Source organism: [Actinomadura] parvosata subsp. kistnae (assembly GCF_900323885.1).
Taxonomy (GTDB): domain Bacteria; phylum Actinomycetota; class Actinomycetes; order Streptosporangiales; family Streptosporangiaceae; genus Nonomuraea; species Nonomuraea composti.
Map to the genome: position 1 here is coordinate 779,400 of NZ_OOHJ01000015.1, position 25,765 is coordinate 805,164.

The following is a 25,765-nucleotide window of genomic DNA, read 5'->3' on the forward strand; positions in this document are numbered from 1 at the left end:
CGCTTTCCCTCCGCCACAACGACCTTGTCGCCACTCGCCGCCCACTTTGCGCCGAACCGCGCCGCACACCACCCCACCGCACCGGCGCTCGAAAGGCACGTGCCCTGAGGGCACGACTCGACGCCCGGCTCGCCAGGACACGGCTCGGTGGGACACGACTCGACGCGCCTCGGGCAGTGCACGGCGCGGCGCGGGGCAGGCTTACGGCTTGACGCGCGGCTGGGCAGGCTAAGCATCGGTGAGGCAGGACTCGGTGGGCAGGACTCGGTGGGCAGAGCTCGACACGGCTCGGGGCAGTGCACGGCTCAATGCGCGACTCGGGCCAGGGGGGCCCGGCGGGGCACAGGCCACGGCGTGCCAGGCGGCGGGCAGGGCTCGGTGGGGCACGGTCCAAACGCGGCCCGCAGCAAGGCGGCTCGGTGGGGCACGGCCCAACGCGGCCCGGAGCAAGGCGCAGCTGGGCAGAGCACGACACGACGCAAGAGCGCCCTCAACGCGCGCCCGTCGGAAGCGGCCCATTCAGGCGCCGGTACGGCGAGCAGCCCAACGGCGCGACCCGGCGCAACGCGCACGGCGAGCAACCCAACGATCCGGCCCAGCGCGCCCGGCGGGTAGCGGAGGGAACGGCAGCCGCACCACCGCACCGCCGAACCAGCCCGGCGCACCGCCGCCCCATGCGGGCGCCGGTGCGGCGAGGAGTCCTACGAACCGGGCCGGCGCAACGGGTGCGGCGAGCACCCGGGAGGGGTGTGACCACGGAACTCGGTCAAGGATGCGCCGTTACGGCGGCCGGCCACGTGCGGGTCTAGAAGCGTCCCCCTGGAGGCGCTCAGCCACGTACGGCGGGTGGCGCCCACCGGGCCTTGCCGTAAAAAAGAAGGAAGAAAAAATCACCAAGGGGCGAGATCGGGCCGCTTGGGAGAGACCCCGTCGCCGGAGGAGACGCCGCGCAGGCGGCGGGCCACCCAGGGCACGAGGTGCTCGCGCAGCCACTGCGCGTCCTCGCGCCGCCGCGCCCGCGGATCCACTTCCCGCTGCGGCCACTCCTTGCGCCAGTCCTCGAACGGCACCCCGAGCACGTCGAGGACGCGTGCGGCCACGAGCCGGTGTCCGTCCTCGTTCATGTGGAGGCGGTCGGGGCTCCAGGCGCGCCAGTCGCGCAGGCCCTGCATGGACCATTGGTCGACGAGCCGGCAGCCGTACAGGTCGGCGATGGAGCGGATGTGCAGGTAGTAGATGGCGAAGCGGCCGCGCAGGCGGCGCATGATGGGCGTGTCGCGCGGGTCGACGCCGGTGAACAGCAGCACGTCGGCCCCGCCGCGGCGCAGGTCGCGGACGGCGGCGGCGAGTTTCTTGGCCATCACGTCGGGGTCGCTGCCGGGCCGGAGCAGGTCGTTGCCGCCGGCGCAGAAGCTGACCAGGTCGGGGGCCATCTCGACGGCCAGCGGCACCTGCTCGGCCACGATCTGGTCGAGCAGTTTGCCGCGCACGGCCAGGTTGGCGTAGCGGAAGGAGGGGTCGTCGGCGGCGAGCCGCTCGGCCACCCGGTCGGCCCAGCCACGGTAGTGCCCGTCCGGTCCGGGATCGTTCAGTCCTTCTGTGAAGCTGTCACCGAGGGCGACGAAGGACTTGTAGTGCCTCATGAGGTGGTGTTCATCTCCGAAATAGCATGCAGCGCAAGGACGTACGACTGTAGTCCGAAGCCCGCGATGGTGCCCGTCGCCACCCCGGCCACGACGGAGGTATGGCGAAACTCTTCCCTGGCGGCGGGGTTGGAGATGTGCACTTCGATGAGCGGGGCGGTGCGCTGGGCGATGGCGTCGCGCAGCGCGTAGGAGTAGTGGGTGAAGGCGGCGGGGTTGAGCACGACGGGGATGGCGCCGTCGCAGGCTTCGTGGATCCAGCCGATCAGCTCGGCCTCGGAGTCGGTCTGGCGCACGTCGACGTCGTGGCCGAGCTTGCCGGCGGTCTCGCGGCAGAGGTTGACGAGGTCCTCGTAGGTGTCGGCGCCGTAGATGGAGGGCTCGCGCTTGCCGAGCCGGCCCAGGTTGGGCCCGTTGAGTACGAGGATCATGCGGAGATCTCCTTGTAGGCGGCTTCGAGCAGCTCTTCCGCGGGGCCTTCGAGGCGGCCGGGTCTGGCGAGGTCGTCGAGGACGACGAAGCGCTGCTTGGCGCCGCGGTTCTTCTTGTCGAGGCGCATGTGGTCGCGCAGCCGGGGCCAGGCGTCGGCGCGGTAGCTGATGGGCAGGCCGACGCTGGTGAGGATGGCGCGGGTGCGGGCGACGACGTCGGCGCGGCCGGACAGCCTGGACAGCTCGGCGGCGTAGACCATGCCGATGGCGACGGCCTCGCCGTGGCGGATGGCGTAGTGCTCGTCGCGTTCGATGGCGTGGGCGAGCGTGTGGCCGTAGTTGAGGATCTCGCGCAGGCCGGCCTCGCGCAGGTCGGCGCCGACGACGTCGGCCTTGACCTGGATCTTGCGTTCGATCAGCTCGCGGGTGTGGGGGCCGTCGGGGCGGGTGGCGGCCTCCGGGTCTGCCTCGATGAGGCGCAGGATCTCGGGGTCGGCGATGAAGCCACCCTTGATGATCTCGGCCAGGCCGGCGACGTAGTCGGCCTTCGGCATGCTGCCCAGCGTGGACAGCTCGCACAGGACGCCGGCGGGCGGCAGGAAGGTGCCGACGAGGTTCTTGCCTTCGGGCGTGTCGATGCCGTTCTTGCCGCCGACCGCGGCGTCGACCATGGCCAGCAGCGTCGTCGGGACGAGCACGACCTGCACGCCGCGCAGCCACGTCGCCGCCACGAACCCGGCCAGGTCCGTCGTCGCGCCCCCGCCCACGCCGACAACGGCGTCGGAGCGGGTGACGCCGTGGCGGCCCAGCTCGGACCACAGCCGCGCGGCCACCTCGACGGTCTTGGCCTGCTCGCCGTCGGGCACGGGCAGCTCGACGACCTCGTAGCCGCTCTCCGCCAGCGCCGCGGCGACCGGGCGGGTCAGCTCGGGCAGCGTCTCGGGGCCGATCACGGCGACGGTGCGCACGCCGGGCTTGAGCAGCGTGGTCAGCTCGGCCAGCACGCCGGTGCCGACCACCACGTCGTACGGGCTGTCGCCGCGCACGTGGATTCTCGTCGGGGAGGTCACGCGGGCAGCCCCCTGACGATCTCGTCGGCGAGCTCTTCCGGCTCGCGCTTGTCGGTCACCACCGTGACCGCGGCCAGCCGCTCGTAGACCGGCCGCCGCTCCTCCATGAGCTTCTTGAGCTGGCTGCGCGGGTTGAGCACCAGCAGCGGCCTGGCCGCGGCGAGCCCGACCCGCTGCACCGCGTCGGACAGCCCGACCTGGAGGTAGACGACGTGCTGGCCGGCGAGCAGCGCCTGCGTCTCCTCGTGCAGGACGGCGCCGCCGCCGAGGGACAGGATGCCGTCGTGCTCGGCCAGGGCGCGGCGCACGGCCTCGTGCTCCAGCTCGCGGAAGCGGGCCTCGCCGTCCTCGACGAAGATGTCGGCGACGGGCTTGCCCGCCACTGCCTCGACGTCGGCGTCGGTGTCGCGGAACTCGACGCCGAGCCGCTCGGCGAGCAGCCGCCCGAGCGTGGTCTTGCCGGACCCGGGAGGCCCGATCAGCACAGCCTTGGCCGTCATTTGATCACCATGGATGAGAGGTAGCCGGACAGGTTGCGGGCGACTTCCTCCACGGAGTCGCCGCCGAACTTCTCGATCGCCGCGTCGGCCAGCACCAGCGCGACCATCGCCTCGGCCACGATGCCCGCCGCCGGGACAGCGCACACGTCGGAGCGCTCGTGGTGGGCCTTGGCGGCCTCGCCGGTCTTGACGTCGATCGTGGCCAGCGCCCTGGGAACGGTGGAGATCGGCTTCATCGCGGCGCTGACCCGCAGGATCTCGCCGTTGGTCATGCCGCCTTCGAGGCCGCCCGCGCGGTTGGTGACGCGGCGCACGCCGTCGGCGGTGGTGTACTCGATCTCGTCGTGGGCGCGGGAGCCGGGCCTGCGCGCGGTCTCGAAGCCGTCGCCGACCGCGACGCCCTTGATCGCCTGGATGCCCATGAGGGCCGCGGCGAGCCTGGAGTCGAGCCGCCGGTCCCAGTGCGTGTAGCTGCCCAGGCCGGGCGGCAGGTTGTAGGCGAGGACCTCGACGACGCCTCCGAGCGTGTCGCCGTCTTTGTGCGCCTTGTCGATCACGGCGACCATCGCGGCGCTGCCCTCGGGGTCGGCGCAGCGGACCGGGTCGGCGTCGATCCTGGCCAGGTCGCCCGGGCCGGGCAGGGTCTCGGCCGGGGTGCGCGCGCCGCCGATCTCGGTGACGTGGCTGACGATGTCGACGCCGAGCGCCTGCTTCAGGAACCGCCGGGCGACCTCGCCCAGCGCCACCCGCGCCGCCGTCTCGCGGGCGCTGGCCCGGTCGAGGACGTTACGGGCGTCGTCGAAGCCGTACTTCTGCATGCCCGCGAGGTCGGCGTGCCCGGGACGGGGGCGGGACCTGGGGGCGTTGCGGGCCAGGCCCTCCAGCTCGGCCGGGTCGACCGGGTCGGCCGCCATGACCTTCTCCCACTTGGGCCACTCCGTGTTGCCGACCCTGATCGCGACCGGGCTGCCCATCGTGCGCCCGTGCCGGACGCCGCCGGCGATCGTCACCTCGTCCTGCTCGAACTTCATCCGAGCGCCGCGCCCATAACCGAGCCTGCGGCGGCGCAGTGCCTCGTCGATGGCGGCCGTGGTCACCTCTACCCCGGCCGGCAGGCCTTCGAGGATGGCGACGAGTTCGGGCCCGTGGGACTCTCCGGCGGTCAACCAGCGCAACATGCGTACAAGTCTTCCATGTACGGCCCAGTGAGATGTCCCTCGATCACCATCCGAGACAGAGTGTCGGGAGGGTGCCGAGCAGCATGAAGGTGCCGAAGGGGAACTCGGTGTGCCGGGTGGCCCGCCCGGTGGCCAGCAGGCAGAGCGCGTAGAGGGCGCCGAGCAGTTGCCCGCAGAAGGCCGCCACGACCAGGGCCTGCCAGCTCAGCGCGGCGGTCGCCATGCCGATCAGCCCGGCGATCTTGACGTCGCCGAGCCCCATCGCCTCCGGTCTGGCGAGCCACAGCAGCGCGTACACCGCCGTCAGCGCCGCCCCGCCGGCCAGCGCCCTGGGCAGCTCCCCTGTGGGGAGCAGCGCCACCGCCATGATCGGGTACGCCGGTAGCGTGATCGCGTCGGGCAGCGTGCTGGTCCGCCAGTCGATGACGGCCAGCGCCACGGCGATCACGGCGAAGCACACGTACGGCGGCCCGGCCCGCCACCCGCCAGCGCGGCCACGGCGGCGCTGACCAGCTCCAGCGCCGGCCAGGGGCGGGCGAGAGCGGGCTCGCCGGAGTAGGAGGCGGCCAGTGCCCTGATGCGGTCTCCGCAGACGAGGCCGGCCAGCGCCATGAGTGCCACCACCCGGCCGACGCTAACCGCGCCCGCGGGCCGCCCGCGCCCGGCCATGCACAGCGGGTATGGGACGGTCAGCGCTTCCTGGAGAACCAGCGGCGCTTGCGCGGCGGGGCCTCCTCCACCTTGGCCACGGTCACGCCGGCCAGCTCGCTCACCGTCCCCGACTCGACCGCGGCCAGCGCCGCCAGCACCTCGCCCTCGATCACGAACTGCACCGGCCCCGCCACGTCCACCACGACCGCCGCCGCCCGCTCCTGCACGGCCGCCTGGCAGACCTGCAGCGTGGTCGCCTGGATCGGGCGCGCGTCGGGCCGCCACCTGGTCATCGCCTGCGTGCCGGTGAACGCGAGCACCGCCTGCCTGCCGTCCTGCCCGACGAGCTTGGGCAGGGCCATCTCGCTCTCCTTCTCCTGCCGCAGCCCGTGCTCCCCCACCTCGGACTCGGTCAGCAACGCGACCACGGGCACCAGCAGGCGGGCGCCGCCGAGCGCGTTCAGCACCTCGGCGGGGCCGGCCGTGCCCTCCTGGTAGGCGGCCAGGGCGGCGGCGACGGCGGGGGCGGCGCCGCCGTCGTCGTTCGGATCAAGGGGTCGCGGGATGCTCGGCACAACGTCCGAGACTACCGGCGCCGGCCACCGCCCCCGATCCCGGCCACGTTCCTGGTCATGTTCCTGGTCACTCGCGTTCGTCCCCGTCCCCGAGCCTGGCCCGGATCGTGTGGATCGCCGCCGTCAGCACGGGCGGCACGGTGATGGCGATCACGACGGCGTCGGCGAGCCGGTCGGCCGCCGCGTCCAGTACGAGCCAGCCGAGCAGCGGCGCGAGCAGGGCCCACGCCCGCAGATCCGACCGCACGACCCACCGCAGAAGGCGCACCGCCGGGGGTGCGCCGCGCGGAAGGGCTTCGTGCCGGCGGAGCGTCAGCGCCATCCGCGGCATGCCGGCCAGCAGCCGGAACGCGAACCGTGACCGGGCTCTGCCGCCGGGCAGCGCGAGCAGCTCGCCCAGCCATTCCTCCACCCACCTGGCCCGCGCCACCGGCGGCAGCAGGATCGCGCCCGCGGCGACGACCCCGAAGGAGACGTGCGCGCCGCCGAGCCCGGACAGGTTCGCCAGAGCCAGCCGCCGCAGCTCCTCCTCGACCTGCCGCAGCCCCAGGCGGGCCGCTACGGGAGCGACGACCTCCAGGTTCTCCCGCGAGTTCACCCGCTGCCTGGCCTCGGGCAGGCCCCGGATCGTGCGCTGGTTGTGCAGCCGGTCCGCGAGCTTGAGCGTGAGCACGCGCTCGTCCATCGAGGTCGCCCAGTCGGGCGGCCGGCACCTGTCGTCATCGAGCCGCTCCAGGCCGCGCAGCAGGCCGATGATCACCGAGCCGAACTCGGCGGCCAGTTCCTCAGGCGGGCAGGCGGTGTCCGGCAGCACGTCGTGGAGCAGCGCCGCGCAGAGCAGCTCGTGGTCCATGCGCAGCTCGGCCAGGATCACCGCGACGGCGACCGGATGGGTGATGTAGGGGCTCCCGTCGCGGCGGAACTGCCCGTCGTGCCAGCGGGCGGCCACCTCGTACGCCCGCCGCACCAGCCGCACCTGCTCGTCGGCCGGCGCACCCTCGAGGACCCGCAACAGAGGCTGGAGATGATCGCTCACGACAACCCCACCACCCATCCCGGCACCCGCTGCCGCCGCGACCGGTAAGCCTTGGCGATCGCCTCGCGCGCCTGCTCGGCCCCGTCCGTGGTGATCCGGTAGTAGCGGCGCCGCGGGCGCCCCTCCGTGACGTGCGTCTCCGGCTCCTCCCACCGGCTCTCCACCCACCCGGCCTGCTCCAGCCGCGCCAGGATCGGGTAGAGCGTGCCGCTGGGCAGCCCGGCGAGCTCGCACAGCTCCAGCCCGTAGCGCTCGCGCTCGGGGGCGGTGAGCAGGGCGCGGAGCACCGCCTGCGTGGGCATCGTCATCCTCAGGCGGTCCTGCATGTGTCGAACTCTACATAGGTAGATGGACGCGCACCGTCACCCAAGGGTGCGAGCCGTGTGGCTCGCGCTCCCTCACCCCAGGTCGGCAATGGCGGCCACCGGCCCGCCGCCGGACGGCCCCTGGTGCACGGCCGCGACCGACACGAACACCGCCGGATCCCCCGTGACCGACGCGGCCACTCCGCCCACGGCCGCCTTGATCTGCCGGTGCCAGTGCACGTCGGAGTCGTCCAGCATGATGTTGCGCCGGCCGCGCACCCGCCCGGACGGGTCGGCCTCGCACTTCATGAAGACGTTCACGAGCCGCCCGCCGAGGTCCGACGGGTGGGGGCGGTCGGGCAGCGGGAGGCCGGCGTCGCGGATGGCCTCCCAGATGCCGTCGGCGTCGAGGGCGTCCTTCATGACGCTGTGGCCGATGCGGTAGCGCCCGCCGATGCCCCGGACGTTCCCCACGAGCACGATCTGCGCGCGGTCCAGCTCGACCCCGGACGAGCAGGAGGCGACGGACGAGTACAGCGACAGGTCCTTGTGGATCTGCTCGGCGGCCGGCATCTCGATCTCGCCGAGGGCGACCGCGATGCCGAGGGCGGTGGTGGAGTTGGACAGGTCCATGGAGGGGCCGGTCTCCTCGATGGCGGTGTCCTGGCCGCGGCTCTTGGCGTCGGTGATGGTGGCCAGGGTGAGCAGCGGCGTCTTGGTCTGGACGTAGTGCACGTCGCGCGGGTCGTCGATGCCGGCGATCTTCATGGCCTCACGGACGCCGGCGGCGACCTTCTCGACCATGGCGGGCCGGCCGATGTCCTCGGGGAGGATGACCTCGCTCATGGCGACGCCGACGGACAGGCGGGGCTCCTCGGAGGCGGGCGCGTCGGCCGTGGTGGCGAAGATGGTGGCGTGCGGGCTGAGGATGCCGTCGGTGCCGCCGGACCAGACGAGCGGCACGCTGTCGGGCGAGGGGTGCCCGTGCTCGGCCAGGACCTCGCGGAAGGCGCGGTCGGCGAGGATGCGGGTGTAGTCGTTGACGCCGCCGTTGCCCTCGGTCTTGCCGATGACGGCCAGCACCCGCTCCGCCTCGATGACGCCGTCGGCGATGAGCCTGGACAGGCCGGAGGCGTCGGTGACGCTCTCGATCGGCACCTTGCGCACTTCGATCGGGTCCGGCATGCCTTGCCCTTTCTGCTGGTGGCGGGTCCCCACGCTACCGAGCGGGTCTGCGGGGTTCATGGTCAATGTGTGCCCATGAAGCCCGGCGGTGATGTCAAGGTGCGCTCAGCGCTCTCATAGGGTCGGGGCTCTCATAAGGTCGGGGCTCTCATAGGGTCGGGCTGTGATTCGCGAAGCACACGTCAACGGGATCAGGCTCGTGTACCGGGAGGAAGGCGACCCCGCCGCTCCTGCGCTGGTGCTGCTCCACGGGCGCACCGCCGACCACAACGACTGGAACGGCATCACGCAGCACTTCGCGGCCCGCCATCACGTGCTCGCGCCGGACCTGCGGGGCCACGGGGCCAGCGACCGTCCGGGCTCGTACCCGCTGCCGGAGATGGCGGCGGACGTCGTGGCGCTGCTCGGCCACCTGAGCGTGGAACGGGTCCGGCTGGTCGGGCACTCGCTCGGCGCCGTGGTCGCCGCCCACGTGGCGATGGGCCGTCCGGACCTGATCGAGCGGCTCGTCCTGGAGGACCCGCCGCCCGCGTACCCGATCAAGGGGCGCCCGCCGATCGTGGAGGACGGGCCGGCCGCCTTCGACTGGCGGATGATGCACGACACCGAGCGGCAGCTCATCGACCCCGATCCCGCCTACGTCGAGGGGCTCGCGCGGATCACGGCGCCGACGCTGGTGCTGTCGGGGACGCGCAGCCCGTTCGAGCCGGACCTGGCGGAGCGCGTCCCGGGCGCGGAGCTGGTGCGGGTCGAGGCGGGGCACCTGGTGCACATGGACGCCCGCAAGGAGTTCCTGCGCGTGGTGGACGCGTTCCTCGAACAGGGCGCCCCGCACCTGACGAAAAGGACTTCGCCGGGGCAAACGTGACCTTAACGTCATAAAGATCCGCAAAGGTGGAGGGGTGCTTACCAGGCTCAGCGATCTTGTGAAGGAACGGCTGGGCACGTTCGGCCTGACGGCCCCGTCGATCGCGCAGTGCGCGGTGGGCTCCGCCCTGGCCTGGACCGCCGCCATCGAGCTGCTCGGCCACCCCCGCCCGTTCTTCGCCCCCATCTCCGTGCTGATCTGCGTCGGCGTCGGTCTGGGGCAGCGGCTGCGGCGGGTCGTCGAGCTGGTCGTCGGGGTCAGCCTCGGCGTCGGCGTCGGCGACCTGCTGGTGTCGTGGATCGGCTCGGGCGCCTGGCAGCTCGCCCTGGTGGTCGGGCTGGCCATGACGGTGGCCGTGCTGCTCAACAGCGGAGCCCTGTTCGTGGCGCAGGCGGGCTCGTCGGCCGTGCTGGTGGCGACCCTGGTGCCGGGCGACGGGGCCGGCGGCCTCGACCGCATGGCCGACGCGCTCACCGGCGGCGTCATCGGGATCGCGGCGGTGGCGCTGCTGCCCGCCAGCCCGTTCACGATCGCGGCCAAGCACCTGTCGGGGGTGCTCGACGCGCTGTCCACCGTGCTGGAGCGGGCGGCCGAGGCCATCGAGAAGCGCGACGCGGACCTGGCCGCCGAAGCGCTGGAGGAGGCGCGTACGACGCAGGCGGCGGTGGAGGAGTTCGAGGCGGCGCTGGAGACCAGCAAGGAGATCACGATGATCTCGCCGCTGCACTGGCACCGGCGCGCCCGCCTGGCCCGCTACGAGACCGCCGCCGTGCCGGTGGACCTGGCGCTGCGCAACGCCAGGGTGCTGTGCAGGCGCACCCTGGCCTCGCTGGGCGAGTCGAGCCCGCCGCCGGCCGCGCTGGCGGAGGCGATGCGCGAGGTGTCGGAGGCGGCGCTGCTGCTGCAGCTGGAGCTCGGCGCCGGCCGGGAGCCGGCCCTGGCCCGTCAGGCGCTGCTGGCGGTGGCCGCCAGGGAACGGCCGGACGGGCTGGGCTTCTCGGCCCACGTGATCATCGCGCAGCTCCGTTCCGTGGTGGTGGACCTGCTGCAGGCGACGGGGATGGAGCACGAGGAGGCCACGGCGGCGCTGACGCCACTGGACGAGGCGGGCGTGAGCGAGCGGCCCGCGCGCTGAACCCGGGCCTCAGCCTGGGTGCGTTCCTCCTAGGAGTTTCTCACCTCTCCCTCGGCCGCGCCGGCCTGGGCAGACTCGTCCCGACCAGCACCCCGGGACGACGGAGGTTCCCATGATCGGCAGAATGCTGCTCACCCTCGGCCTGCTCACCACGACGACCGGCTCGGGCGGCGCCCCGCACCCGTACGTCGGCATGTGGGTCACCGCCGACGGCCGGATCCGGCAGGAGCTGCTGCCCGACGGCCGGTACGAGGAGGCGCGCGACGGCCGGGAGCGCGCCTACACCGGCCGGTACACCGTCACCGGCTCCCACCTCGACTACTTCGACGACGCCGGCTTCACCGCCACCGGGGACGTCCGTGACGGCGTGCTCTACCACGAGCACCTGGTGCTCTACCGGGAGCGGTGATCAGCGGCGCGGGACGAGGTGGAAGAAGGAGCCGTCCATGGGGCCGAGGTCGGCGCGGGAGATCTCGTCCAGCCGGGCCCGGGCTGCCTCGGGCAGGTCGAGGTCGAAGGCTTCCAGGTTCTCGCGCAACTGCTCGACCGTACGGGGGCCGAGCAGCACGGACGTCACCCCGGCGCGGCCCGCGACCCAGGCCAGCGCGACCTTGGACGGTGTGGTGCCGAGCTCGGCCGCGACCTGGGAGACGGCCTCGGCGATCTCCAGGTTGCGCTCGGTGAGCAGGGACTCGGCCCACCGGTTCGCGCCGGGCATGGAGTGGCCGAGGAGCCGGCCCATGCGGCTGCCGGCGTCGGGGGCCTGGCCGCGCCGGTAGCGGCCGGCCAGCACGCCGCCCCGAGCGTCCCGTACGCGACGACGCCGAGGCCGTGCCGCTCGCACGCCGACAGGATCTCGGCCTCGATGACCCGCTGGACCAGGGAGTACTGCGGCTGGAGGCTGACGAGCGGGGTGCCGCCGACGCGGGCGGCGGCCCATTGCGCCTCGACGATCTGGGTGGCGGTGAAGTTGGAGCAGCCGAGGTAGCGGACCTTGCCCGCCTTGACGAAGCCGTCGAGCGTGGCCATGGTCTCCTCGATGGGCGTCGAGGGATCCCACTGGTGGCACTGGTAGAGGTCGATGTAGTCGGTGCCGAGCCGGCGCAGGCTGGCGTCGAGGGCCCGGGTGAGGTGGCGGCGCGACAGGCCGCGCCCTTCGGTGCCGACGGGCATGGCGCCCTTGGTGGCCAGCACCATCCACTCGCGCCGGCCTTTCAGCGCGCGGCCGACTATCTCCTCGGTCTCGCCCCGGTGGTACAGGTCGGCGGTGTCGATGAAGTTCCCGCCCGCCTCGGCGAACGCGTCGATGATCCGCCCGGCCTCGGCCTCGTCGCTGGCGGCCAGGCCGTGCTCGGTGCCGAAGTTCATCGTGCCCAGGCAGGCGCGGGAGACGCGCAGGCCGGAGTGTCCCAGGTTCACGTGGTCCATGAGGGGATCCCCTACAATCGGAATGCTTGTTCCGGATGGACGATACGGAACACTTGTTCCGGATGTCAATGAGGAGTGATGGCGATGATGCGCGCCGACGCGCGACGCAACCGTGCCCGCGTGCTGGACGCCGCCGAGACGGTGCTGGCCAGGGACGGCCTGGCCGCGTCGATGCGCGAGATCGCCGAGGTGGCCGGGGTCGGGGTCGGCACGATCTACCGGCAGTTCCCCACCAAGGAGGCGCTGTATCAGGCCATCGTGGAGGACCGGATGCGGCGGCTGGCCGACCGGGCCGGCGAGCTGGCCACGGCCGAGGATCCGGGGGCGGCGTTCTTCGAGTACTTCACCACGATCGTGGCCGACTCGACGATGAAGAAGGTGCTGGTGGACGCGCTGGCGGTGGCCGGCATCGACGCCAAGGCGGGCTCCCCCGACATCAAGGGAGCGATCGAGACGCTGCTGACGCGGGCGCAGCGGGCCGGGGCGGTGCGCGGCGACGTGGGCATGGAGGAGCTGCTGGCGCTGCTGAGCGCCGCGTGCCTGGCCGCGCAGCACCACCACTGGGACGAGGGCCTGCGCACGCGCACGCTGGCGGTCGTCTTCGACGGCCTCCGCCCGGCGCGGGGAGAGGCGGCGCACGTCTAGAGTGCGCCGGGTGGGAGATCTGTACGAGCTGGCGCTGTCCCTCGACCTCACCGCCGCCGTCACCGACGACGAGCTGGCCGAGCTGCGCTGGCACCTCGGCCAGGGCCCGCTGCCCGGGCGGCTGCCGATCGGCAGCGACCAGTACGCCGTGACCTACCCCCTCGGCGACCCCGACGACCCCGCCTGCGAGTGGATCACCGACGACCCGGAGCCCCTGTTCGCCCGGCGCGGCCCCGCCTGGCAGGTGGGCGGGGCCCTCGTGGCCGAGCTGGTCCGCCGGGAGCCGGCCGGCTGGGCGCTGACGGTCCGCCACACCGTCCATCCCGACCAGTTCTACTGGGTGAGAACCCTGCTCGGCTGGCTCGGCCGCCACTCGGCCGGCCCCGGCCCGTTCGTCGGCTACCTGCGCTTCGGCGAGAGCACCCGGATCGACCCGCTCCTCGTGGAGGACGGGCGGATCCGGATGCCGGCGGACGTCGTCGCGCACACCCCGTACTGGCAGGGCGACTGAGTCAGGAGGACAGCCGCTTCAGCCGCGCCACCGCCTCGTCGATGACCTCCTCCTTCTTGCAGAAGGCGAACCGGACGAAGTGCCGCCCCCGCTCGGCGTGGTCGTAGAACACCTGCGTGGGGATGGCCACCACCCCGGCCAGCTCGGGCAGCCGCCGCGTCAGCTCCAGCCCGTCGGTGAAGCCGAGCGGCCGGATGTCGGTCTGGACGAAGTACGTGCCCGCGGGCCGCAGCACCGAGAACCCGGCGGCCGACAGCCCCTCCATCAGCCGGTCGCGTTTGTCCTGCAGCCCGGCCCCGAGCGCGGCCACCCACTCCATCTCGTGCCGCAGCCCGTAGGCGACGGCGAGCTGCCAGGGCGCGCTCGCCGTGAACGTGAGGAACTGCTTGACCGTCTGCACCGCCGTGACCAGCGCGGGCGGCGCGCACACCCAGCCGGTCTTCCACCCGGTGACGGAGAACGTCTTGCCCGCCGACGAGATCATCACCGTGCGCTCGCGCATGCCGGGCAGCGTGGCCATCGGCACGTGCTCGACCCCGTCGAAGGTGAGGTGCTCGTACACCTCGTCGGTGATCGCGATCAGCCCGCGCTCCTGGCACAGCTCGGCGATGACGGTCAGCTCGTCGCGGGTGAAGACCGTGCCGGTGGGGTTGTGCGGGGAGTTGACGAGGATGGCGCGGGTGCGCGGGGTGACGGCGGCGCGCAGCTCGTCGGGGTCGAAGGTGAAGCGGCCCTCGACGGGCCTGAGCGTGACCGCCACCAGCTTGGCCTGCGCCAGGGCGATCGAGGCGGCGTAGGAGTCGTAGTAGGGCTCGAAGGCGATCACCTCGTCGCCCGGCTCGCACAGCGCGAGCACGCTCGCCGCCACGGCCTCGGTGGCGCCCACGGTGACCAGGACCTCGCCCACCGGGTCGTAGGCGAGCCCGTAGTGCGCCGCGCGGTGCTCCGACACGGCCTGCCGCAGCTCCAGCACGCCGGGCCCCGGCGGGTACTGGTTGGCGCCGGCGCCGATGGCCTGGACGGCGCGGTCGAGCATCGCGGCCGGCCCGTCGGTGTCGGGGAAGCCCTGGCCGAGGTTGATCGCTCCGGTCTGGACGGCGAGCGCGCTCATCTCCGCGAAAATGGTCGTGCCGAAGGCACGCATCCTGCTGACAAGTGGTTCGGTCACGGCCCCACACTATTAGTCTCGTCCCGTGATCATTCGGGTCGTGCTCGCCCTCGCCCTGTCCGCGCCTCCCGTCCTGTCCCCCGCGACCGCGCCGGGGGTCCCCTGCCCTGTCCCCATGCCCGACCACACGACCTGCGGTTTCCTGGAGGTTCCCGAGCGCAGGGACGCCCCCGAGCGCAAGATCAAGGTCGGGTACGCCGTGCACCTCTCGACGGCCCCCGGCCGCAGGCCCGACCCCGTGGTCTACATGAGCGGCGGCCCCGGGTCGGCGTCGATGCAGCTCACGGGGTTCCTGAGCCAGATGTTCCCCGACCGTGACGTGGTCACCGTGGAGCAGCGCGGCAGCAAGTACTCCCAGCCCGTGCTGGCCTGCCCGGAGACGGCGCAGGCGCTGCTCGGCCGCCTGCGTCAGCCGCCCGCCGACGTGGGCGCCGCCGCCGTCCGCTGCCGCGACCGGCTCGCCGAGCAGGGGATCGACCTGCGCGGGTACACCACGAAGGAGATCGCGGCCGACGTCGTCGCGTTACGGGAGCGGCTCGGCTACAAGTCATGGAACCTGTTCGGCGTCAGCTACTCCACCCGCGTGATGGCGGACGTCGCCGCGGCCGACCCCGAGGGGGTGCGGTCGGTGCTGCTCGACTCGTACCTGCCCGCCGGCGTCGCCTGGTACGACGACGCCGCCAGGAACCTGGGCGACACGATGGCGCTACTGGGCGTGCGCGACCGGTTCGAGGAGATGCGGGCGCGGCTCAACCGGTCGCCCGCCCGGGTGCCGACGATGGACCCGCTGGCCGGCAGGGAGTTCACGGCCCGGATGAGCGGCGACGACGTGGCGGCGATCCTGGCGGAGGCGCTGCACGAGGCGGAGGTCGCCGCGGTGGCGCCGGCCATGGTGACCGCGCTGGCGCGGGGGCACGACGAGGTGCTGCGCCCGCTGGCGGACGCCGTCGGCGGGGGGCTGGTCTCGCACGAGTTCGGGCTGTACCACGCGGTGCAGTGCCAGGACGAGGTCCCGTTCAACACCTTCGCCACCGGCTCCCGGCTCTTCACCATCAACGCCGACAAGGCGGTGTGCGACGCCTGGAAACTGCCCAAGGCCGCACCGGCGAACCCGCCCGCCGTGCAGGCGCCCGTCTACGTCGCCGGCGGTCAGTACGACCCCACGACACCCCCGAGAACCGCGAAGCCCGCCGCCGAGGCGCTGCCGAACGCCCGCTTCCAGGAGTTCCCCCGCCAGTCCCACGCCCTCTTCCTGTCGAGCCCCTGCGCCCGCCGGCAGATGGCCGCGTTCGTCGCCGACCCCGCCCGCCCGTCCGGCTCCCCCTGCCAGGACCCGGACCACTCCATCAAGGCGGACGACCTGCACCCGACCGGCGCCCCGTACCAGATCTCCGGCACGCCGTGGCTGGCCGCGCCGCTCGCCCTGTTCGCGCTCGCCAGCCTGGTCCAGCTCGTCGCGGGCGCGCTCAAGGGCAGGGGCCTGGCCGCGTTCGGCGGGCTGGCCGGCGTGGCGTTCACCGGCCTCGTCGTCCAGTCCGTCCTGTCGATGATGAACGAGAACGAGACGGCGCTGGCCGTCGGCCTGCCCGCCCTGGCCGTGCCCTACTCGGCGCTGGCCGTGGCATCGGCCGTGCTCACCGGCGCCGTGCTGATCCGCCGCCGGCGGTGGCCGCAGCTCGCGGCGGCCGTCGTCAGCGCCGCTTTCCTCGTATGGTGGTTCTTCTGGGCACTGTAAGGACGGGCACCGTAAGAACACGCATCCACGAACTCGACGCCCTGCGCGGCTTCGCGGTGGGCGGCATCATGCTGGTCAACACCTGGCAGCACGTCGAGATCAAGAAGACGCACCCGGTGGGGCTCGACTGGCTCATCGAGGGCCTGTTCCAGAGCCGGTTCTATCCGATCTTCTCGTTGCTGTTCGGCATCAGCTTCCTGCTGTTCCTGCGCGGCAACAGCCGCTGGGCGCTGCTGAGCAGGCTCTTCTGGCTGTTCTGCTTCGGGATGATCCAGCACCAGTTCTACGAGGGCGAGGTGCTGACCGACTACGCCTTCTACGGCGCGCTGGTGCTGCTGCCCGCCTCGTTCCTGCCGCCCGGCCTGCCCGTGCTGCTGCTGGGCCTGGTGGGGGTCGGGTGGGCGGTACATCCCGCCGTGGGCGGCGGGCCGTTGCTGATCCCGGGCCTGTTCCTGGTCGGCATGGGCCTGTGGCAGCTGCGTCCGCCCCGGTCGCTGCTGCTGCCCGGGTTCGCGGCCGCCGCGCTGGCCACGCTCCTGCTGACGGCGGCCTGGACGAGCACGCACGACTGGACGGTCTACAGCGTGGCCGCCCTGGCGGGCGCGGCGGCGTACGCGCTGGGCCTGCTGCTGATCCTGCGGCCGAAGCTGTCGGCGGTGCTGGAGCCGCTGGGCAGGATGGCGCTGACGAACTACGTGTCGGGAACGGCGATCATCGCCCTGGCCCTGCCGCTGCTGGAGGCCGACCGCACCCGCTGGTCGGTCGTGGGGCTGACGGTCGTCACGCTGGTCGCGCAGGCCCTGTTCAGCAGGTGGTGGCTGTCGGCCTTCAGGTACGGGCCGCTCGAATGGATATGGCGCTGCCTGACCTGGTTTCGAGTGGTGCCCAACCGGTTAAAGTCGGGCCGTGACGAGAATCGCCCTCTGCCAGATCCCGGTCTCCCCTGACCCCGCCGCCAATCTGAAGAGGGTCAGGGAGGCGCTCGCGTCCGCCGAGGGCGCCGACCTGGCGATCTTCCCCGAGGCCACGCTCACCCGCTACGGCCGGCGCATCACCACGCTGGCCGAGCCGCTCGACGGGCCGTTCGTGTCCGGGCTGGCCGACGCGGCCCGCGAGCACGGGCTGGCGGTGATCGCGGGCGTGTTCGAGCCCGGCGACGACCGGGTGCACAACACCGCCGTCGCGATCGACGCCCGGGGCGAGCTGAAGGCGGCCTACCGGAAGATCCACCTGTTCGACTCGTTCGGCGCGAAGGAGTCCGACCTCGTCGCGCCGGGCGCCGAGCCCGCCGTGGTGGAGCTGGCCGGCCTCAGGGTGGGCCTGATCACCTGCTACGACGTGCGCTTCCCCGAGCTGGCCAGGGCGCTGGTCGACAAGGGCGCCGAGCTGTTCGCGGTGATCGCCGCGTGGGGGTCGGGCCCCCTCAAGGAGGACCACTGGGTCACCCTGGTCAGGGCGCGGGCGCTGGAGAACACCATGTGGACCGCCGCCGTCGGCCAGGCGCCCAACCCGGCGGAGTCGTCCGACGGGTTCGGGGTGGGCCGCAGCATGCTGGTCGACCCGCTCGGCGTCGTCCGCTCCGACCTGGGCACCGGCCCCGGCGTGCGGGTCGTCGAGGTCGACCGGGAGTGGACGGCCACCGCCAGGGCGATGCTGCCCTGCCTCGAACACCGCGTGCTGTGACCCCCGCGCGGTCCACGCCGGGGTCAAGCGATCGTAAAGTAGGACTGTGAGCGGAACGCAGATGCAGAAGGTGGTCCCGCCGCGTCTGCTCGTGCCATACCTGTCGGGCAAGCGCACGGTCATCTCGGGCTACGTCTACCGAGTGCAGGATTGCGTCAGGCTGACCACCCCTGAGGCCCTCTACTACGGGCTCGACCTGTCCTTCGACGGCTCCGAGCTGTTCGCCGAGGTGCCCGAGCTCTATGTCATGCGCTGGTTCGCCCGCGACGTCGACACCTACGCGGTGCCGTACGGGCCGCACATGGGCGGCGACTGGAGCGACGCGCCGCCGTTCGCCGGAAACGGGTTCACCACCTCCTCCGAGCACGTGGTGCCGCAGTTCCACACCGTCCCGATGCCGATCCCGGCGGGGGCGGAGATCGTGCACCTCACGGGCGAGGGCGAGCGGCCCTTCGCCGCGTACGACGGGCTGACCTGGCGGCCCGCCGCATGAGCGACGACATCGCACCGGTCGCCTCCGGCTTCGTGGCCCGCTACGGCGAGCGCACGCTCCCCGCCGCGCTCGGCCCCGACAACGACCAGGTGGTGCTGTTCAGCGAGACGGAGCTGGAGGGCTTCGAGGCCGTCTCCGGCTACTGGCGGCGCGTGGTGCCCAGGTCGCAGGTCGAGTGGCTGGTGCTCATCCGCACCGTGGGCGCGTTCGGCGGCGAGCCGTGCATCGTCCTCGACGAGGACGACGACGGCCTGCACATCGCCTACACCGGGCACAGCGGCATGAAGGCCGAGGCGCTGGGCTACTGGATGGTCGACCACGGCGCCTACGAGGTCGTGGTGCCGCGCGAGGAGGTCTTCTCCATCCGCGTCGAAAGGATCCCGGTCCCCTAAGTCAACGATCGGCGCGTCCGCGTGTCTTTAGGGATGTGACCGAAACAGCGACCATGGCGCAGCCGTCGTTCGCCGAGCTGTTCGCGGCCCAGTACCACTCCCTGGTACGCCTGGCCGGGCTGCTCGGCGCGGACGATCCTGAGGACATCGCCCAGGAGGCGTTCGCCCGGCTGCACTCGCGGCGGTTGCGCGACGACGGGGCCGCGATGGCCTACCTCCGCGCGACCGTCTGCAACCTGACCCGTAACCGCCTGCGGCATTTGCGCCTCGTCCGGCTGCGCCGCCCCGACCCTCCCGAGCCCGTCCGCAGCAGCGAGCACACCGTGCTCGTCTCCGAGGAGCACCGCGAGCTGCTCGCGGCCGTGGACCGGCTGCCGCGCCGCCAGCGCGAGGCGCTCGTCCTGCGGTACTGGCTGGACCTGTCGGAGCGCGAGATCGCCGACGCCATGGGCGTCTCGCCCGGATCGGTGAAGACCCACGCCAGCAGGGGCCTGGCGGCCCTGGGCCGGGCGCTGAAGGAGGAGGAGCGGTGAACCACCTGGAAGAGCGCCTGCGGGCGGCGTTCGACGCCCGTGCCCAGACCTACGACACCAGCCCCGACGCGTGGCTGCGGGTGCGCGAGCGCCGGCCGCGCCGCCACCGCGCGCTGCGGCTGGCGGCGGCCGCGCTGCCGGTGGCGCTGCTGGCCGTGTTCGTTCCCGTCCTGCTCAACGGGGGCCTGGGCAGGAACACCGCGGCCGACGCCGACGCCCTCTACCAGCGGCTGATGCAGGACAGGACCCCGGCCGGGGAGCAGCTCACCGTGGACAACCCGTCGGAGGGCAAGCCGCTGCGGCTCTGGTTCGCCAGGGCGAAGCAGGGGCATCCGGAGCTGTGCTACGTGCTGGAGCGGGCCGCCGCGGAGCCGTACGGGAGCTGCTCCGCCGTCACGGAGGAGGCCGACGCGGAGGCGTGGTTCGCCGGCAGCACGCTGCGCGACGGGGCGCGGGACGCGCTGGACTGGGGCGTGGCGCTCCAGGACGTCGGCGGGATCACCGGGGTGGCCGAGGACGGGCGGCGGGTGCCCGGCACGGTGCTGCGGCCGGCGGGGGCGCCGTACGCGATCTGGACCGTGACCTACCCCGCCCGGCAGGCCATGTCGGGGATCGAGGTCTCGGACGGCGCCGGCCGCGCGATCGGGACGACCTCCCGCGCGCTGATGGAGGGCCAGGAGCCGGGCGAGCTCCTGGGCGCGCCCCTCGACCTGCCCGCCGGGGTCACCGTGGACGCGTGGCGGACGCCGCAGGAGACCACGATCAGGTGGACGCGGCACGGCACCCACCTGTTCTCCTCGACCCCCAGGCTCGACCAGCCGGTGTTCGCGACGCAGAGCGAGAACCTGATCACGGGCCTGGCCCGCGGGAACGTCGCCAGGGTCGCGTTCGTCTTCGCCGGCGGGACGACGGCCGAGGCCGAGACCCGGCCGGACCCGTGGGGCCTGGGCGTCACGCTGTTCGCCGTGGACGACCCGACGCGGGATCCGGCCGACCGCTTCGCCACCGTCGCCTACGACGCGTCGGGCGCGCAGCTCTGGCGCGGGGAGCCCGAGAGCACCGACCCGCTGAACAACTTCCCGCCGGTCGGCGAGGTGATGACCATCCCGGGCGCCGGGGACGCGGACAACCCGGTGCACGCCTGGTTCGCCAACATCCCCATGAAGGGCGGCCGCAAGGACATGGTCACGCTGTGCAAGTCGGGCGGACTGTCCGCCTGGGGCGGGACGGGTCCGAGCTGCTCAGGCGGCGCCCTGACGAACCCGTTCACCGCCCACAAGCTGACCACCTACCTGCCGGAGCCGGGCACGGTCACCTACCTCGGGGTGGCGAACGAGAAGTGGGAGTCGGTGACGGCGGTGCTCTCCGACGGGCGCCGCGTCCCCGCCGCGTTCCTGCGCGGCGCCGGCACCCCGGCGGCGATCTGGCACGTCACGATCCCGAACGGCGACGTGGTCGTCTCCGGCTTCACCATGAAGCCGAAGGACGGGCCGCTGGAGCGGCACCCGGAGCCGGACCGGACCTGCGGGCGCCGGGCCGTGAGCGCCGACGCGGGCCCCCAGCCGCTCGCGGCGGGCCTGAGCGCCGTCGTGGCCGAGCCGGCCTGCGTGGCCTTCTTCGAGGGCGGCCAGGTGGACACCTCGCTGCCCGGCCCCCTGCCCGGCGAGAAGCTGAGCGACCTGCTCGACGCCCGTCAGCCGGTGCAGTGGCGGCGCGGCACGGCCACCTGGTACGGCTACGCCCTGCCCGGCACGGCCCGCGTCGAGCTCGTCACCTCCAACGGCCGCACCAGCACCGTCGAGGCCGTGCCCGACCGGTTCGGCCAGGGCGTGACGCTGTTCGGCGGGCCGGTCCCCGAGGGCGGCGAGTTCAACGCCGGCACGGTGATCAGGGGGTTCGACGCCGACGGCAAGCAGCTGTGGCGTAACTAGCCGAGGTTGCGGTACCGGGCCTGGCGGGCCGCGAAGCGGTCGGCCGGGCCCACCCGCAGCAGCTGCGCGATCTCGTGCTCCAGCGCCCGCCCCACCCGCTCGCAGAACTGCCGGGGCTCGTAGGCGGCGTCGGGCAGCTCGGGGATCACCCGGTCGACGATGCCGTCGCGGCGCAGGTCGGTGGCGCGGATGTGCTGCGCCTGGGCGATCTCGGGGGCGAAGTCGACCGAGCGGTAGAGGATGGCGGAGGCGCCCTCGGGCGGCAGCGGCGCCAGCCAGGCGTGCTGCGCGCACAGCACCCGGTCGGCGGGCAGCAGCGCCAGCGCCGCGCCGCCCGCGCCCTCGCCGAGCAGCAGGCAGACGGTCGGCGCTTCGAGCATGACCAGCTCGGCCAGGCAGCGGGAGATCTCGGCGGCCAGCCCGCCCTCCTCGGCCGCCTTCGACAGCTCGGAGCCCGCCGAGTCGATCACGGTGACCAGGGGCAGGCCCAGCTCGGCGGCCAGCCGCATGCCGCGCCTGGCCACCCGCAGCCCGGCCGGGCCGAGCGGCGAGCCGGCGCGCTGCAGCCGCCGGTCCTGGCCGAGCACCACGGCCGGCGCGGTGCCGAACCTGGCCAGCGCCAGCAGCAGCCCCGGCTCGTTCTTGCCCTCCCCGGTGCCGCTGAGCCGCGTCACGTCGGTGGCGGCGAGCTTGAGCAGCGTACGCAGGCCGGGCCGGTCGTCGCGGCGGGACCGGGTGATCGCCTCCCACGCCTCCACCGGCCGCAGGTCCTCCTCCGGCGGCTGCCCGGCCTCGATCGCGTCGCGGTCGGCGGCGAGCACGGCCAGCGCCCTGACGGCCGCCTCCCGCGCCTCCTCGGCCGAGACGACCGCATCGAGCAGCCCCTTGGCGTGCAGGTTCTCCGACACCTGCACGCCCTCCGGGAACGGGTAACCGTGCAGCGACTCGAACACGCGCGGCCCGAGGAACCCGATCAGCGCCCCCGGCTCCGCCACCGTGACGTGCCCGAGCGACCCCCACGACGCGAACACCCCGCCCGTCGTCGGATGCCGCAGGTAGACGAGATACGGCAGGCCCACCGCCCGGTACGCCTGGATCGCCGCGGTGATCTTCACCATCTGGACGAACCCGAGCGCGCCTTCCTGCATGCGCGTGCCGCCCGAGGCGGGCAGGGCCAGCAGCGGCAGCCGCTCGCGGGCCGCCCGCTCGGCCGCGCTCACGAACCGCTCGGCCGCCACCACCCCGATCGAGCCCGCCATGAACGAGAACTCGCACGCCACGACGGCCACCCTGCGCCCGTCGAGCAACCCCTCACCGGTGATCACGGCCTCGTCGTAGCCGGACTTGACGCGGGCCGCGGCCAGCTCGTCGGCGTAGGAGGAGCCGGGCTCCGCCGGATCGGCGGGCGGCGCGTCCCACGACTTCCACGACCCCCGGTCGAGGATCGTTTCGATCAGTGTGCGCGCGTCCGGACGGCTCACTATCGCTCCCTAGATGTCAGCCAACGATGCAATGTTGACGCATGAGCGCCCCGGCTGGTGCCATCCGCCGGCGATCATCGTTCGCGCTCTTCCGGCCGGGCGAGCACGGCGTCGTCACCGAGGGGTCCGGGCAAGATCCGACCTCCTCGCGTTCGTGGTGAAAGAACATTCTCTCAGGAGCCCGCCCCCCGTCACCTACCCTGGGTCCAGTGAAAGACCTGGCCTCCCGCATTTCCCGCCTGCGCCCCTCGTGCGGCCCCGTCCGGCTGGTCGCCGTCGACGGGCCCGCCGGGTCCGGCAAGACGACGCTCGCCGGGCGGCTCGCGGCCGAGCTCGGCTGCCAGGTCATCCACAGCGACGACTTCCCCGTCCCCTGGGAGGAGGGGCCCGGCGGCTGGTTCCACGCCCTCGAGGCGCAGGTGCTGCGGCCGCTCCAGCAGGGCCTCCCCGGCGGTTTCCGCAGGTACGACTGGGTGCGCGGGCACTACGCCGAGCAGGTGGAGGTGCCCGTCGCGCCCGTCCTCGTCATCGAGGGCGTCGGGACGGCCCGCGCCTCGGCCGCGGGCCTGCTGGCGTACACGATCTGGGTGGAGGCCGCCGAGCCGGTGCGGCTGCGGCGGGTGCTGGCGCGCGACGGCGCCGCGCTGGAGCCGCGGTGGCGCGAGTGGTTCGCGGCGGAACGGACGTGGTTCGCCGCGGACCGCACCCGCGAGCGAGCCGACCTGGTGATCACGACATGAGGTGCGCGGCGCCGCTCAAGGTCTTTGGGATCAGGACGTGAGGCGGGCGGCGCCGTTCAAGGTCTTGTGATCACGACGTGAGATGGGCGACGTCGTTGAACACGACCAGCTCGCCGCCCGCCCGCCAGACCGACACCGAGGCGTTCAGCACCGGCGCGAACTCCAGCACCGCCGCCAGCTCCGCGTCCGGCCGCCCGTCGAGGACGTGGCGCAGCGCCAGCACCACCGAGTCGTGGGCGACGATCAGCACGCGCCGCCCCGCCGCCCGCCGGTCGAGATCGCCCACGAAGCCGCGCAGCCGCACCACCACGTCGCCCAGCGACTCGCCGCCCGGCGGCCGGTAGGCGTAGGCGCCCTCGGCCTCGCGCCGGGCCAGCTCCTCCGGGTGCCGCTCCCTGATCGCCGCCAGGTTCAGCGGCGCGAACGCGCCCGCCTCCTGGTCCCGCAGCCGCTCGTCCACCGTGACGGGCAGCGGCCCGGCCCCCCACACCTCCTGCGCGATCTTCCAGGTGTCGAGGGCGCGCAGGTACGGCGAGCACCACACCAGCTCCGGCGCCTCTCTCGCCGGCAGCGCCGCCAGCAGCCGGCCCAGCGCCGCCGCCTGCGCCCGGCCCAGCTCCGTCACCGTCACCTCGTCGTCGCCGCGCTCGTAGACCAGCGGCGTCTCCCCGGCCCGCCGGTGCGCCAGGTTCGCCTCGCTCTCGCCGTGACGCACCGCCATGATCCGTTCAGGGCCCATGTCCCCATCCTCACACGGCGGTGATCGTACGGTGGAGGCATGACTTCTGTCGCACTTCTCGGAACAGGGCTCATGGGGCTGCCCATGGGCCGCAACCTCGCCAGGGCCGGCCTGCGCGTGAGCGTGTGGAACCGTACCAGGGACAAGGCCCTGCCCCTTGAGGCCGACGGCGCGGTGGTCGCGCACTCCCCCGCCGAGGCCGTCGAGGGCGCCGACGTGATCCTCACGATGCTCAGCGACGGCGACGCCGTGCACGACGCCGTCACCGCCGCCGCCCCCGTCCTCCGGGCCGGGCAGGTGTGGGCCCAGATGAGCACCGTCGGCCTGGCCGCCACGGACCGGCTCGCCGCCCTCGCGGACCGGCACGGGCTGACGTACGTGGACGCGCCCGTGCAGGGCACCCGGCAGCCTGCCGAGCAGGGCAAGCTCGTCATACTCGCCTCCGGCCCCGACACGGCCCAGGAGGCGCTGGAGCCCGTCTTCGGGGCGCTCGGGCAGCGCACGCTCTGGCTCGGCCCGGCCGGGGCCGGCACGCGGCTCAAGATGGCCACCGTCAGCTACGGCATCTCCCTCACCGCCGTCGTCGCCGAATCGCTCTCGCTCGCCCAGGGCCTCGGGCTCGACCCCGACCTCGTCCGCCAGGTCGTCACGGGCGGCCCCATGGATTCCGCCTACTTCCAGGCCAAGGCGAAGGCCATCCTGGAGGGCGACTTCACCCCCAGCTTCACCGTCCGCAACGCCGAGAAGGACACCCGGCTCATCCACGAGGCCGGCGCGGCCGTGGGGGTCCGGCTCGACGTGGTGGCCGCCGCCGGCGAACGGTTCCGGCGAGCGGAGGCGCAGGGGCACGGGGAGGAGGACATGGCGGCCACGTATTTCGCCAGCTTCGACAAGCCGTAACCGCTAGGGTTTCAGCAGGCCGCCTTCCTACGGGGAGGATGGAAGTGGGCCCGGGTGTACTGCCGGAATTGACAGGAGCCCGGGCTTCGCGCTTTCCAGGTGACTATTCGTGTGCGACCGGGTACAGTGAGAGCAGGCCGCCCTCCTACGGGGGGGATGGAAGTGGGCCCGGGTGACCCGCCGGACGACGGGAGCCCGGGCTTCGCGCTTTCACTGGATCTCTTGTTCCCGCACCAGCATGCCGGCTTCCAACTGGCTCCAGAATCTTGGATCACCACGCTCCGCGAGGACCTTCGCTCCGGCGATAATGTCCGGCAACCACAGCAAGGGCTCCAACACCGGATCGCTCCACGACAGACGCAACCGTGGCGGCATCGCGTGGCGACCTTGCAACGCGACGATCAACTTGCGATCCCGACCGTCGAGCAGACTGTCACGACGCTCGAAGAGCACGTCAACCACATGATGGTCGCCCAACTCCCACAGCAGGCATTCCATACACTTCCGACGCGCTCGTTCCTGGCGCTTCGGATCGAGACCGGTGCCGAGAATGATGATGCCAGTCGGCTGGAGCCCCGCCACCGCCTCGATGAGCTGCGTTCGGCGCTTGTCGTTCTCATCGTGCCAGTGCAGGCGCAGCTGTCGGTGCAGCAACAGCCCGCGCAACTCGGCGCGGTAGTGGTCGGCCTGGTGCGGAGCAACGAGCACGGCCGCCATCAGGTACACGCTTCGCGCGAGCACCATGGACTCATCGACATACGCCGAGAACGGGAGGATCACGAGGGATCATGCTAGCCCTCGCAAACACG

General features: G+C 72.9%; 29 protein-coding genes and 1 pseudogene. 14 read left to right on the forward strand and 16 right to left on the reverse strand.

Annotated elements, in window-relative coordinates:
- Positions 1-890: 890 nt before the first annotated feature.
- The 11 genes from KIS93_RS18220 to bar form a co-directional block, all read right to left on the reverse strand.
- Positions 891-1,643, reverse strand: coding sequence for an SGNH/GDSL hydrolase family protein (locus KIS93_RS18220; protein WP_080036466.1), 753 nt, complete (start codon positions 1,641-1,643; stop codon positions 891-893).
- Entirely contained in the window at positions 1,640-2,074 is a 435-nt protein-coding gene (gene aroQ, locus KIS93_RS18225) for a type II 3-dehydroquinate dehydratase (RefSeq protein WP_080036465.1), read from the reverse strand. Before aroQ ends, KIS93_RS18220 begins: the two co-directional genes overlap by 4 nt.
- A complete protein-coding gene (aroB, locus tag KIS93_RS18230) occupies positions 2,071-3,144 on the reverse strand; it encodes a 3-dehydroquinate synthase (protein WP_080036464.1) in 1,074 nt (357 codons plus the stop codon). The genes aroQ and aroB overlap by 4 nt, the downstream gene beginning before the upstream one ends.
- Entirely contained in the window at positions 3,141-3,644 is a 504-nt protein-coding gene (locus KIS93_RS18235) for a shikimate kinase (RefSeq protein ID WP_080036463.1), read from the reverse strand. Before KIS93_RS18235 ends, aroB begins: the two co-directional genes overlap by 4 nt.
- Positions 3,641-4,822, reverse strand: a complete 1,182-nt coding sequence (gene aroC, locus KIS93_RS18240; protein WP_080036462.1) for a chorismate synthase — start codon at positions 4,820-4,822, stop codon at positions 3,641-3,643. Before aroC ends, KIS93_RS18235 begins: the two co-directional genes overlap by 4 nt.
- 43 nt (positions 4,823-4,865) lie before the next feature.
- Positions 4,866-5,270, reverse strand: a complete 405-nt coding sequence (locus tag KIS93_RS18245; RefSeq protein WP_186404297.1) for a prepilin peptidase — start codon at positions 5,268-5,270, stop codon at positions 4,866-4,868.
- Positions 5,267-5,446 carry a hypothetical protein gene (locus KIS93_RS18250; protein ID WP_186404298.1) on the reverse strand — a complete coding sequence of 60 codons (180 nt, stop codon included), beginning with the start codon at positions 5,444-5,446 and terminating at the stop codon, positions 5,267-5,269. Before KIS93_RS18250 ends, KIS93_RS18245 begins: the two co-directional genes overlap by 4 nt.
- 65 nt (positions 5,447-5,511) lie before the next feature.
- On the reverse strand, positions 5,512-6,048 hold the full coding sequence (locus KIS93_RS18255) for an SseB family protein (protein ID WP_080036460.1): 537 nt from the start codon (positions 6,046-6,048) through the stop codon (positions 5,512-5,514).
- A 67-nt stretch (positions 6,049-6,115) separates the two neighbouring features.
- Positions 6,116-7,084: an HD domain-containing protein gene (locus KIS93_RS18260; protein WP_186404299.1), complete on the reverse strand. Its 969-nt coding sequence runs from the start codon at positions 7,082-7,084 to the stop codon at positions 6,116-6,118.
- A complete protein-coding gene (locus KIS93_RS18265; protein ID WP_230465948.1) occupies positions 7,081-7,410 on the reverse strand; it encodes a PadR family transcriptional regulator in 330 nt (109 codons plus the stop codon). Before KIS93_RS18265 ends, KIS93_RS18260 begins: the two co-directional genes overlap by 4 nt.
- A gap of 72 nt (positions 7,411-7,482) precedes the next feature.
- Positions 7,483-8,574 (reverse strand): barbiturase, encoded by a 1,092-nt coding sequence (gene bar / locus KIS93_RS18270; RefSeq protein ID WP_080036458.1) that lies wholly within the window; start codon positions 8,572-8,574, stop codon positions 7,483-7,485.
- 163 nt (positions 8,575-8,737) lie between these two features.
- Here bar and KIS93_RS18275 point away from each other — a divergent pair, with 163 nt between their 5' ends.
- The 3 genes from KIS93_RS18275 to KIS93_RS18285 all read left to right on the forward strand — a co-directional run bounded on the left by KIS93_RS18275 (position 8,738) and on the right by KIS93_RS18285 (position 10,986).
- Positions 8,738-9,442 carry an alpha/beta fold hydrolase gene (locus KIS93_RS18275; RefSeq protein ID WP_222107511.1) on the forward strand — a complete coding sequence of 235 codons (705 nt, stop codon included), beginning with the start codon at positions 8,738-8,740 and terminating at the stop codon, positions 9,440-9,442.
- Positions 9,443-9,476: 34 nt separating this feature from the next.
- On the forward strand, positions 9,477-10,577 hold the full coding sequence (locus KIS93_RS18280) for an FUSC family protein (protein ID WP_080036457.1): 1,101 nt from the start codon (positions 9,477-9,479) through the stop codon (positions 10,575-10,577).
- Between the two features lie 112 nt (positions 10,578-10,689).
- On the forward strand, positions 10,690-10,986 hold the full coding sequence (locus tag KIS93_RS18285; RefSeq protein WP_186404300.1) for an Atu4866 domain-containing protein: 297 nt from the start codon (positions 10,690-10,692) through the stop codon (positions 10,984-10,986).
- On the opposite strand, the pseudogene KIS93_RS68975 reads toward KIS93_RS18285, so the two are convergent.
- A pseudogene (locus tag KIS93_RS68975) lies at positions 10,987-12,005 on the reverse strand (aldo/keto reductase).
- Positions 12,006-12,083: 78 nt separating this feature from the next.
- Here KIS93_RS68975 and KIS93_RS18295 point away from each other — a divergent pair.
- A complete protein-coding gene (locus KIS93_RS18295; protein ID WP_080036454.1) occupies positions 12,084-12,650 on the forward strand; it encodes a TetR/AcrR family transcriptional regulator in 567 nt (188 codons plus the stop codon).
- Positions 12,651-12,660: 10 nt separating this feature from the next.
- Positions 12,661-13,161, forward strand: a complete 501-nt coding sequence (locus KIS93_RS18300) for a hypothetical protein (protein ID WP_155126375.1) — start codon at positions 12,661-12,663, stop codon at positions 13,159-13,161.
- A 1-nt stretch (position 13,162) separates the two neighbouring features.
- On the opposite strand, the gene KIS93_RS18305 is transcribed toward KIS93_RS18300, so the two are convergent.
- Positions 13,163-14,329 (reverse strand): pyridoxal phosphate-dependent aminotransferase, encoded by a 1,167-nt coding sequence (locus KIS93_RS18305; protein ID WP_080036452.1) that lies wholly within the window; start codon positions 14,327-14,329, stop codon positions 13,163-13,165.
- 25 nt (positions 14,330-14,354) lie between these two features.
- Between KIS93_RS18305 and KIS93_RS18310 the strand changes: the two genes are divergently transcribed.
- Genes KIS93_RS18310 through KIS93_RS18340 form a run of 7 tightly spaced genes read left to right on the forward strand, consistent with a single transcriptional unit; the run spans position 14,355 to position 21,096 of the window.
- Positions 14,355-16,064, forward strand: coding sequence for an alpha/beta fold hydrolase (locus tag KIS93_RS18310; protein WP_155126372.1), 1,710 nt, complete (start codon positions 14,355-14,357; stop codon positions 16,062-16,064).
- Positions 16,040-17,011 (forward strand): DUF418 domain-containing protein, encoded by a 972-nt coding sequence (locus KIS93_RS18315; RefSeq protein WP_080036450.1) that lies wholly within the window; start codon positions 16,040-16,042, stop codon positions 17,009-17,011. Before KIS93_RS18310 ends, KIS93_RS18315 begins: the two co-directional genes overlap by 25 nt.
- Positions 16,971-17,747 (forward strand): carbon-nitrogen hydrolase family protein, encoded by a 777-nt coding sequence (locus KIS93_RS18320; protein ID WP_080036449.1) that lies wholly within the window; start codon positions 16,971-16,973, stop codon positions 17,745-17,747. The genes KIS93_RS18315 and KIS93_RS18320 overlap by 41 nt, the downstream gene beginning before the upstream one ends.
- A gap of 46 nt (positions 17,748-17,793) precedes the next feature.
- Positions 17,794-18,240 (forward strand): hypothetical protein, encoded by a 447-nt coding sequence (locus KIS93_RS18325; RefSeq protein ID WP_230465947.1) that lies wholly within the window; start codon positions 17,794-17,796, stop codon positions 18,238-18,240.
- Positions 18,237-18,632: a hypothetical protein gene (locus KIS93_RS18330; protein ID WP_080036447.1), complete on the forward strand. Its 396-nt coding sequence runs from the start codon at positions 18,237-18,239 to the stop codon at positions 18,630-18,632. The genes KIS93_RS18325 and KIS93_RS18330 overlap by 4 nt, the downstream gene beginning before the upstream one ends.
- A gap of 35 nt (positions 18,633-18,667) precedes the next feature.
- Positions 18,668-19,165, forward strand: a complete 498-nt coding sequence (locus tag KIS93_RS18335; RefSeq protein WP_230465946.1) for a sigma-70 family RNA polymerase sigma factor — start codon at positions 18,668-18,670, stop codon at positions 19,163-19,165.
- Entirely contained in the window at positions 19,162-21,096 is a 1,935-nt protein-coding gene (locus KIS93_RS18340) for a hypothetical protein (RefSeq protein ID WP_080036445.1), read from the forward strand. The genes KIS93_RS18335 and KIS93_RS18340 overlap by 4 nt, the downstream gene beginning before the upstream one ends.
- Here the strand turns inward: KIS93_RS18340 and KIS93_RS18345 are convergent.
- Entirely contained in the window at positions 21,093-22,577 is a 1,485-nt protein-coding gene (locus KIS93_RS18345; RefSeq protein WP_080036444.1) for a carboxyl transferase domain-containing protein, read from the reverse strand. The genes KIS93_RS18340 and KIS93_RS18345 overlap by 4 nt on opposite strands.
- A gap of 209 nt (positions 22,578-22,786) precedes the next feature.
- On the opposite strand from KIS93_RS18345, the gene KIS93_RS18350 reads away from it, so the two are divergent.
- Positions 22,787-23,317 (forward strand): uridine kinase family protein, encoded by a 531-nt coding sequence (locus KIS93_RS18350; protein ID WP_080036443.1) that lies wholly within the window; start codon positions 22,787-22,789, stop codon positions 23,315-23,317.
- Positions 23,318-23,387: 70 nt separating this feature from the next.
- Here KIS93_RS18350 and KIS93_RS18355 read toward each other — a convergent pair whose 3' ends face one another.
- A complete protein-coding gene (locus KIS93_RS18355; protein ID WP_080036442.1) occupies positions 23,388-24,056 on the reverse strand; it encodes a histidine phosphatase family protein in 669 nt (222 codons plus the stop codon).
- A 39-nt stretch (positions 24,057-24,095) separates the two neighbouring features.
- Between KIS93_RS18355 and KIS93_RS18360 the strand changes: the two genes are divergently transcribed.
- The gene (locus KIS93_RS18360; protein ID WP_080036441.1) at positions 24,096-24,956 is read left to right on the forward strand and encodes an NAD(P)-dependent oxidoreductase; all 861 of its coding nucleotides are present in this window, start codon (positions 24,096-24,098) and stop codon (positions 24,954-24,956) included.
- Positions 24,957-25,166: 210 nt separating this feature from the next.
- On the opposite strand, the gene KIS93_RS18365 is transcribed toward KIS93_RS18360, so the two are convergent.
- A complete protein-coding gene (locus KIS93_RS18365; protein ID WP_080036440.1) occupies positions 25,167-25,736 on the reverse strand; it encodes a hypothetical protein in 570 nt (189 codons plus the stop codon).
- Positions 25,737-25,765 lie beyond the last annotated feature (29 nt).

Bases quoted from the DNA above. Each gene is read 5' to 3' on its own strand.
- KIS93_RS18220 (WP_080036466.1), bottom strand. From the start codon at position 1,643: ATGAGGCACTACAAGTCCTTCGTCGCCCTCGGTGACAGCTTCACAGAA.
- aroQ (WP_080036465.1), bottom strand. From the start codon at position 2,074: ATGATCCTCGTACTCAACGGGCCCAACCTGGGCCGGCTCGGCAAGCGC.
- KIS93_RS18235 (WP_080036463.1), bottom strand. From the start codon at position 3,644: ATGACGGCCAAGGCTGTGCTGATCGGGCCTCCCGGGTCCGGCAAGACC.
- aroC (WP_080036462.1), bottom strand. From the start codon at position 4,822: ATGTTGCGCTGGTTGACCGCCGGAGAGTCCCACGGGCCCGAACTCGTC.
- KIS93_RS18265 (WP_230465948.1), bottom strand. From the start codon at position 7,410: ATGCAGGACCGCCTGAGGATGACGATGCCCACGCAGGCGGTGCTCCGC.
- bar (WP_080036458.1), bottom strand. From the start codon at position 8,574: ATGCCGGACCCGATCGAAGTGCGCAAGGTGCCGATCGAGAGCGTCACC.
- KIS93_RS18285 (WP_186404300.1), top strand. From the start codon at position 10,690: ATGATCGGCAGAATGCTGCTCACCCTCGGCCTGCTCACCACGACGACC.
- KIS93_RS18295 (WP_080036454.1), top strand. From the start codon at position 12,084: ATGGCGATGATGCGCGCCGACGCGCGACGCAACCGTGCCCGCGTGCTG.
- KIS93_RS18315 (WP_080036450.1), top strand. From the start codon at position 16,040: ATGGTGGTTCTTCTGGGCACTGTAAGGACGGGCACCGTAAGAACACGC.
- KIS93_RS18330 (WP_080036447.1), top strand. From the start codon at position 18,237: ATGAGCGACGACATCGCACCGGTCGCCTCCGGCTTCGTGGCCCGCTAC.
- KIS93_RS18355 (WP_080036442.1), bottom strand. From the start codon at position 24,056: ATGGGCCCTGAACGGATCATGGCGGTGCGTCACGGCGAGAGCGAGGCG.
- KIS93_RS18360 (WP_080036441.1), top strand. From the start codon at position 24,096: ATGACTTCTGTCGCACTTCTCGGAACAGGGCTCATGGGGCTGCCCATG.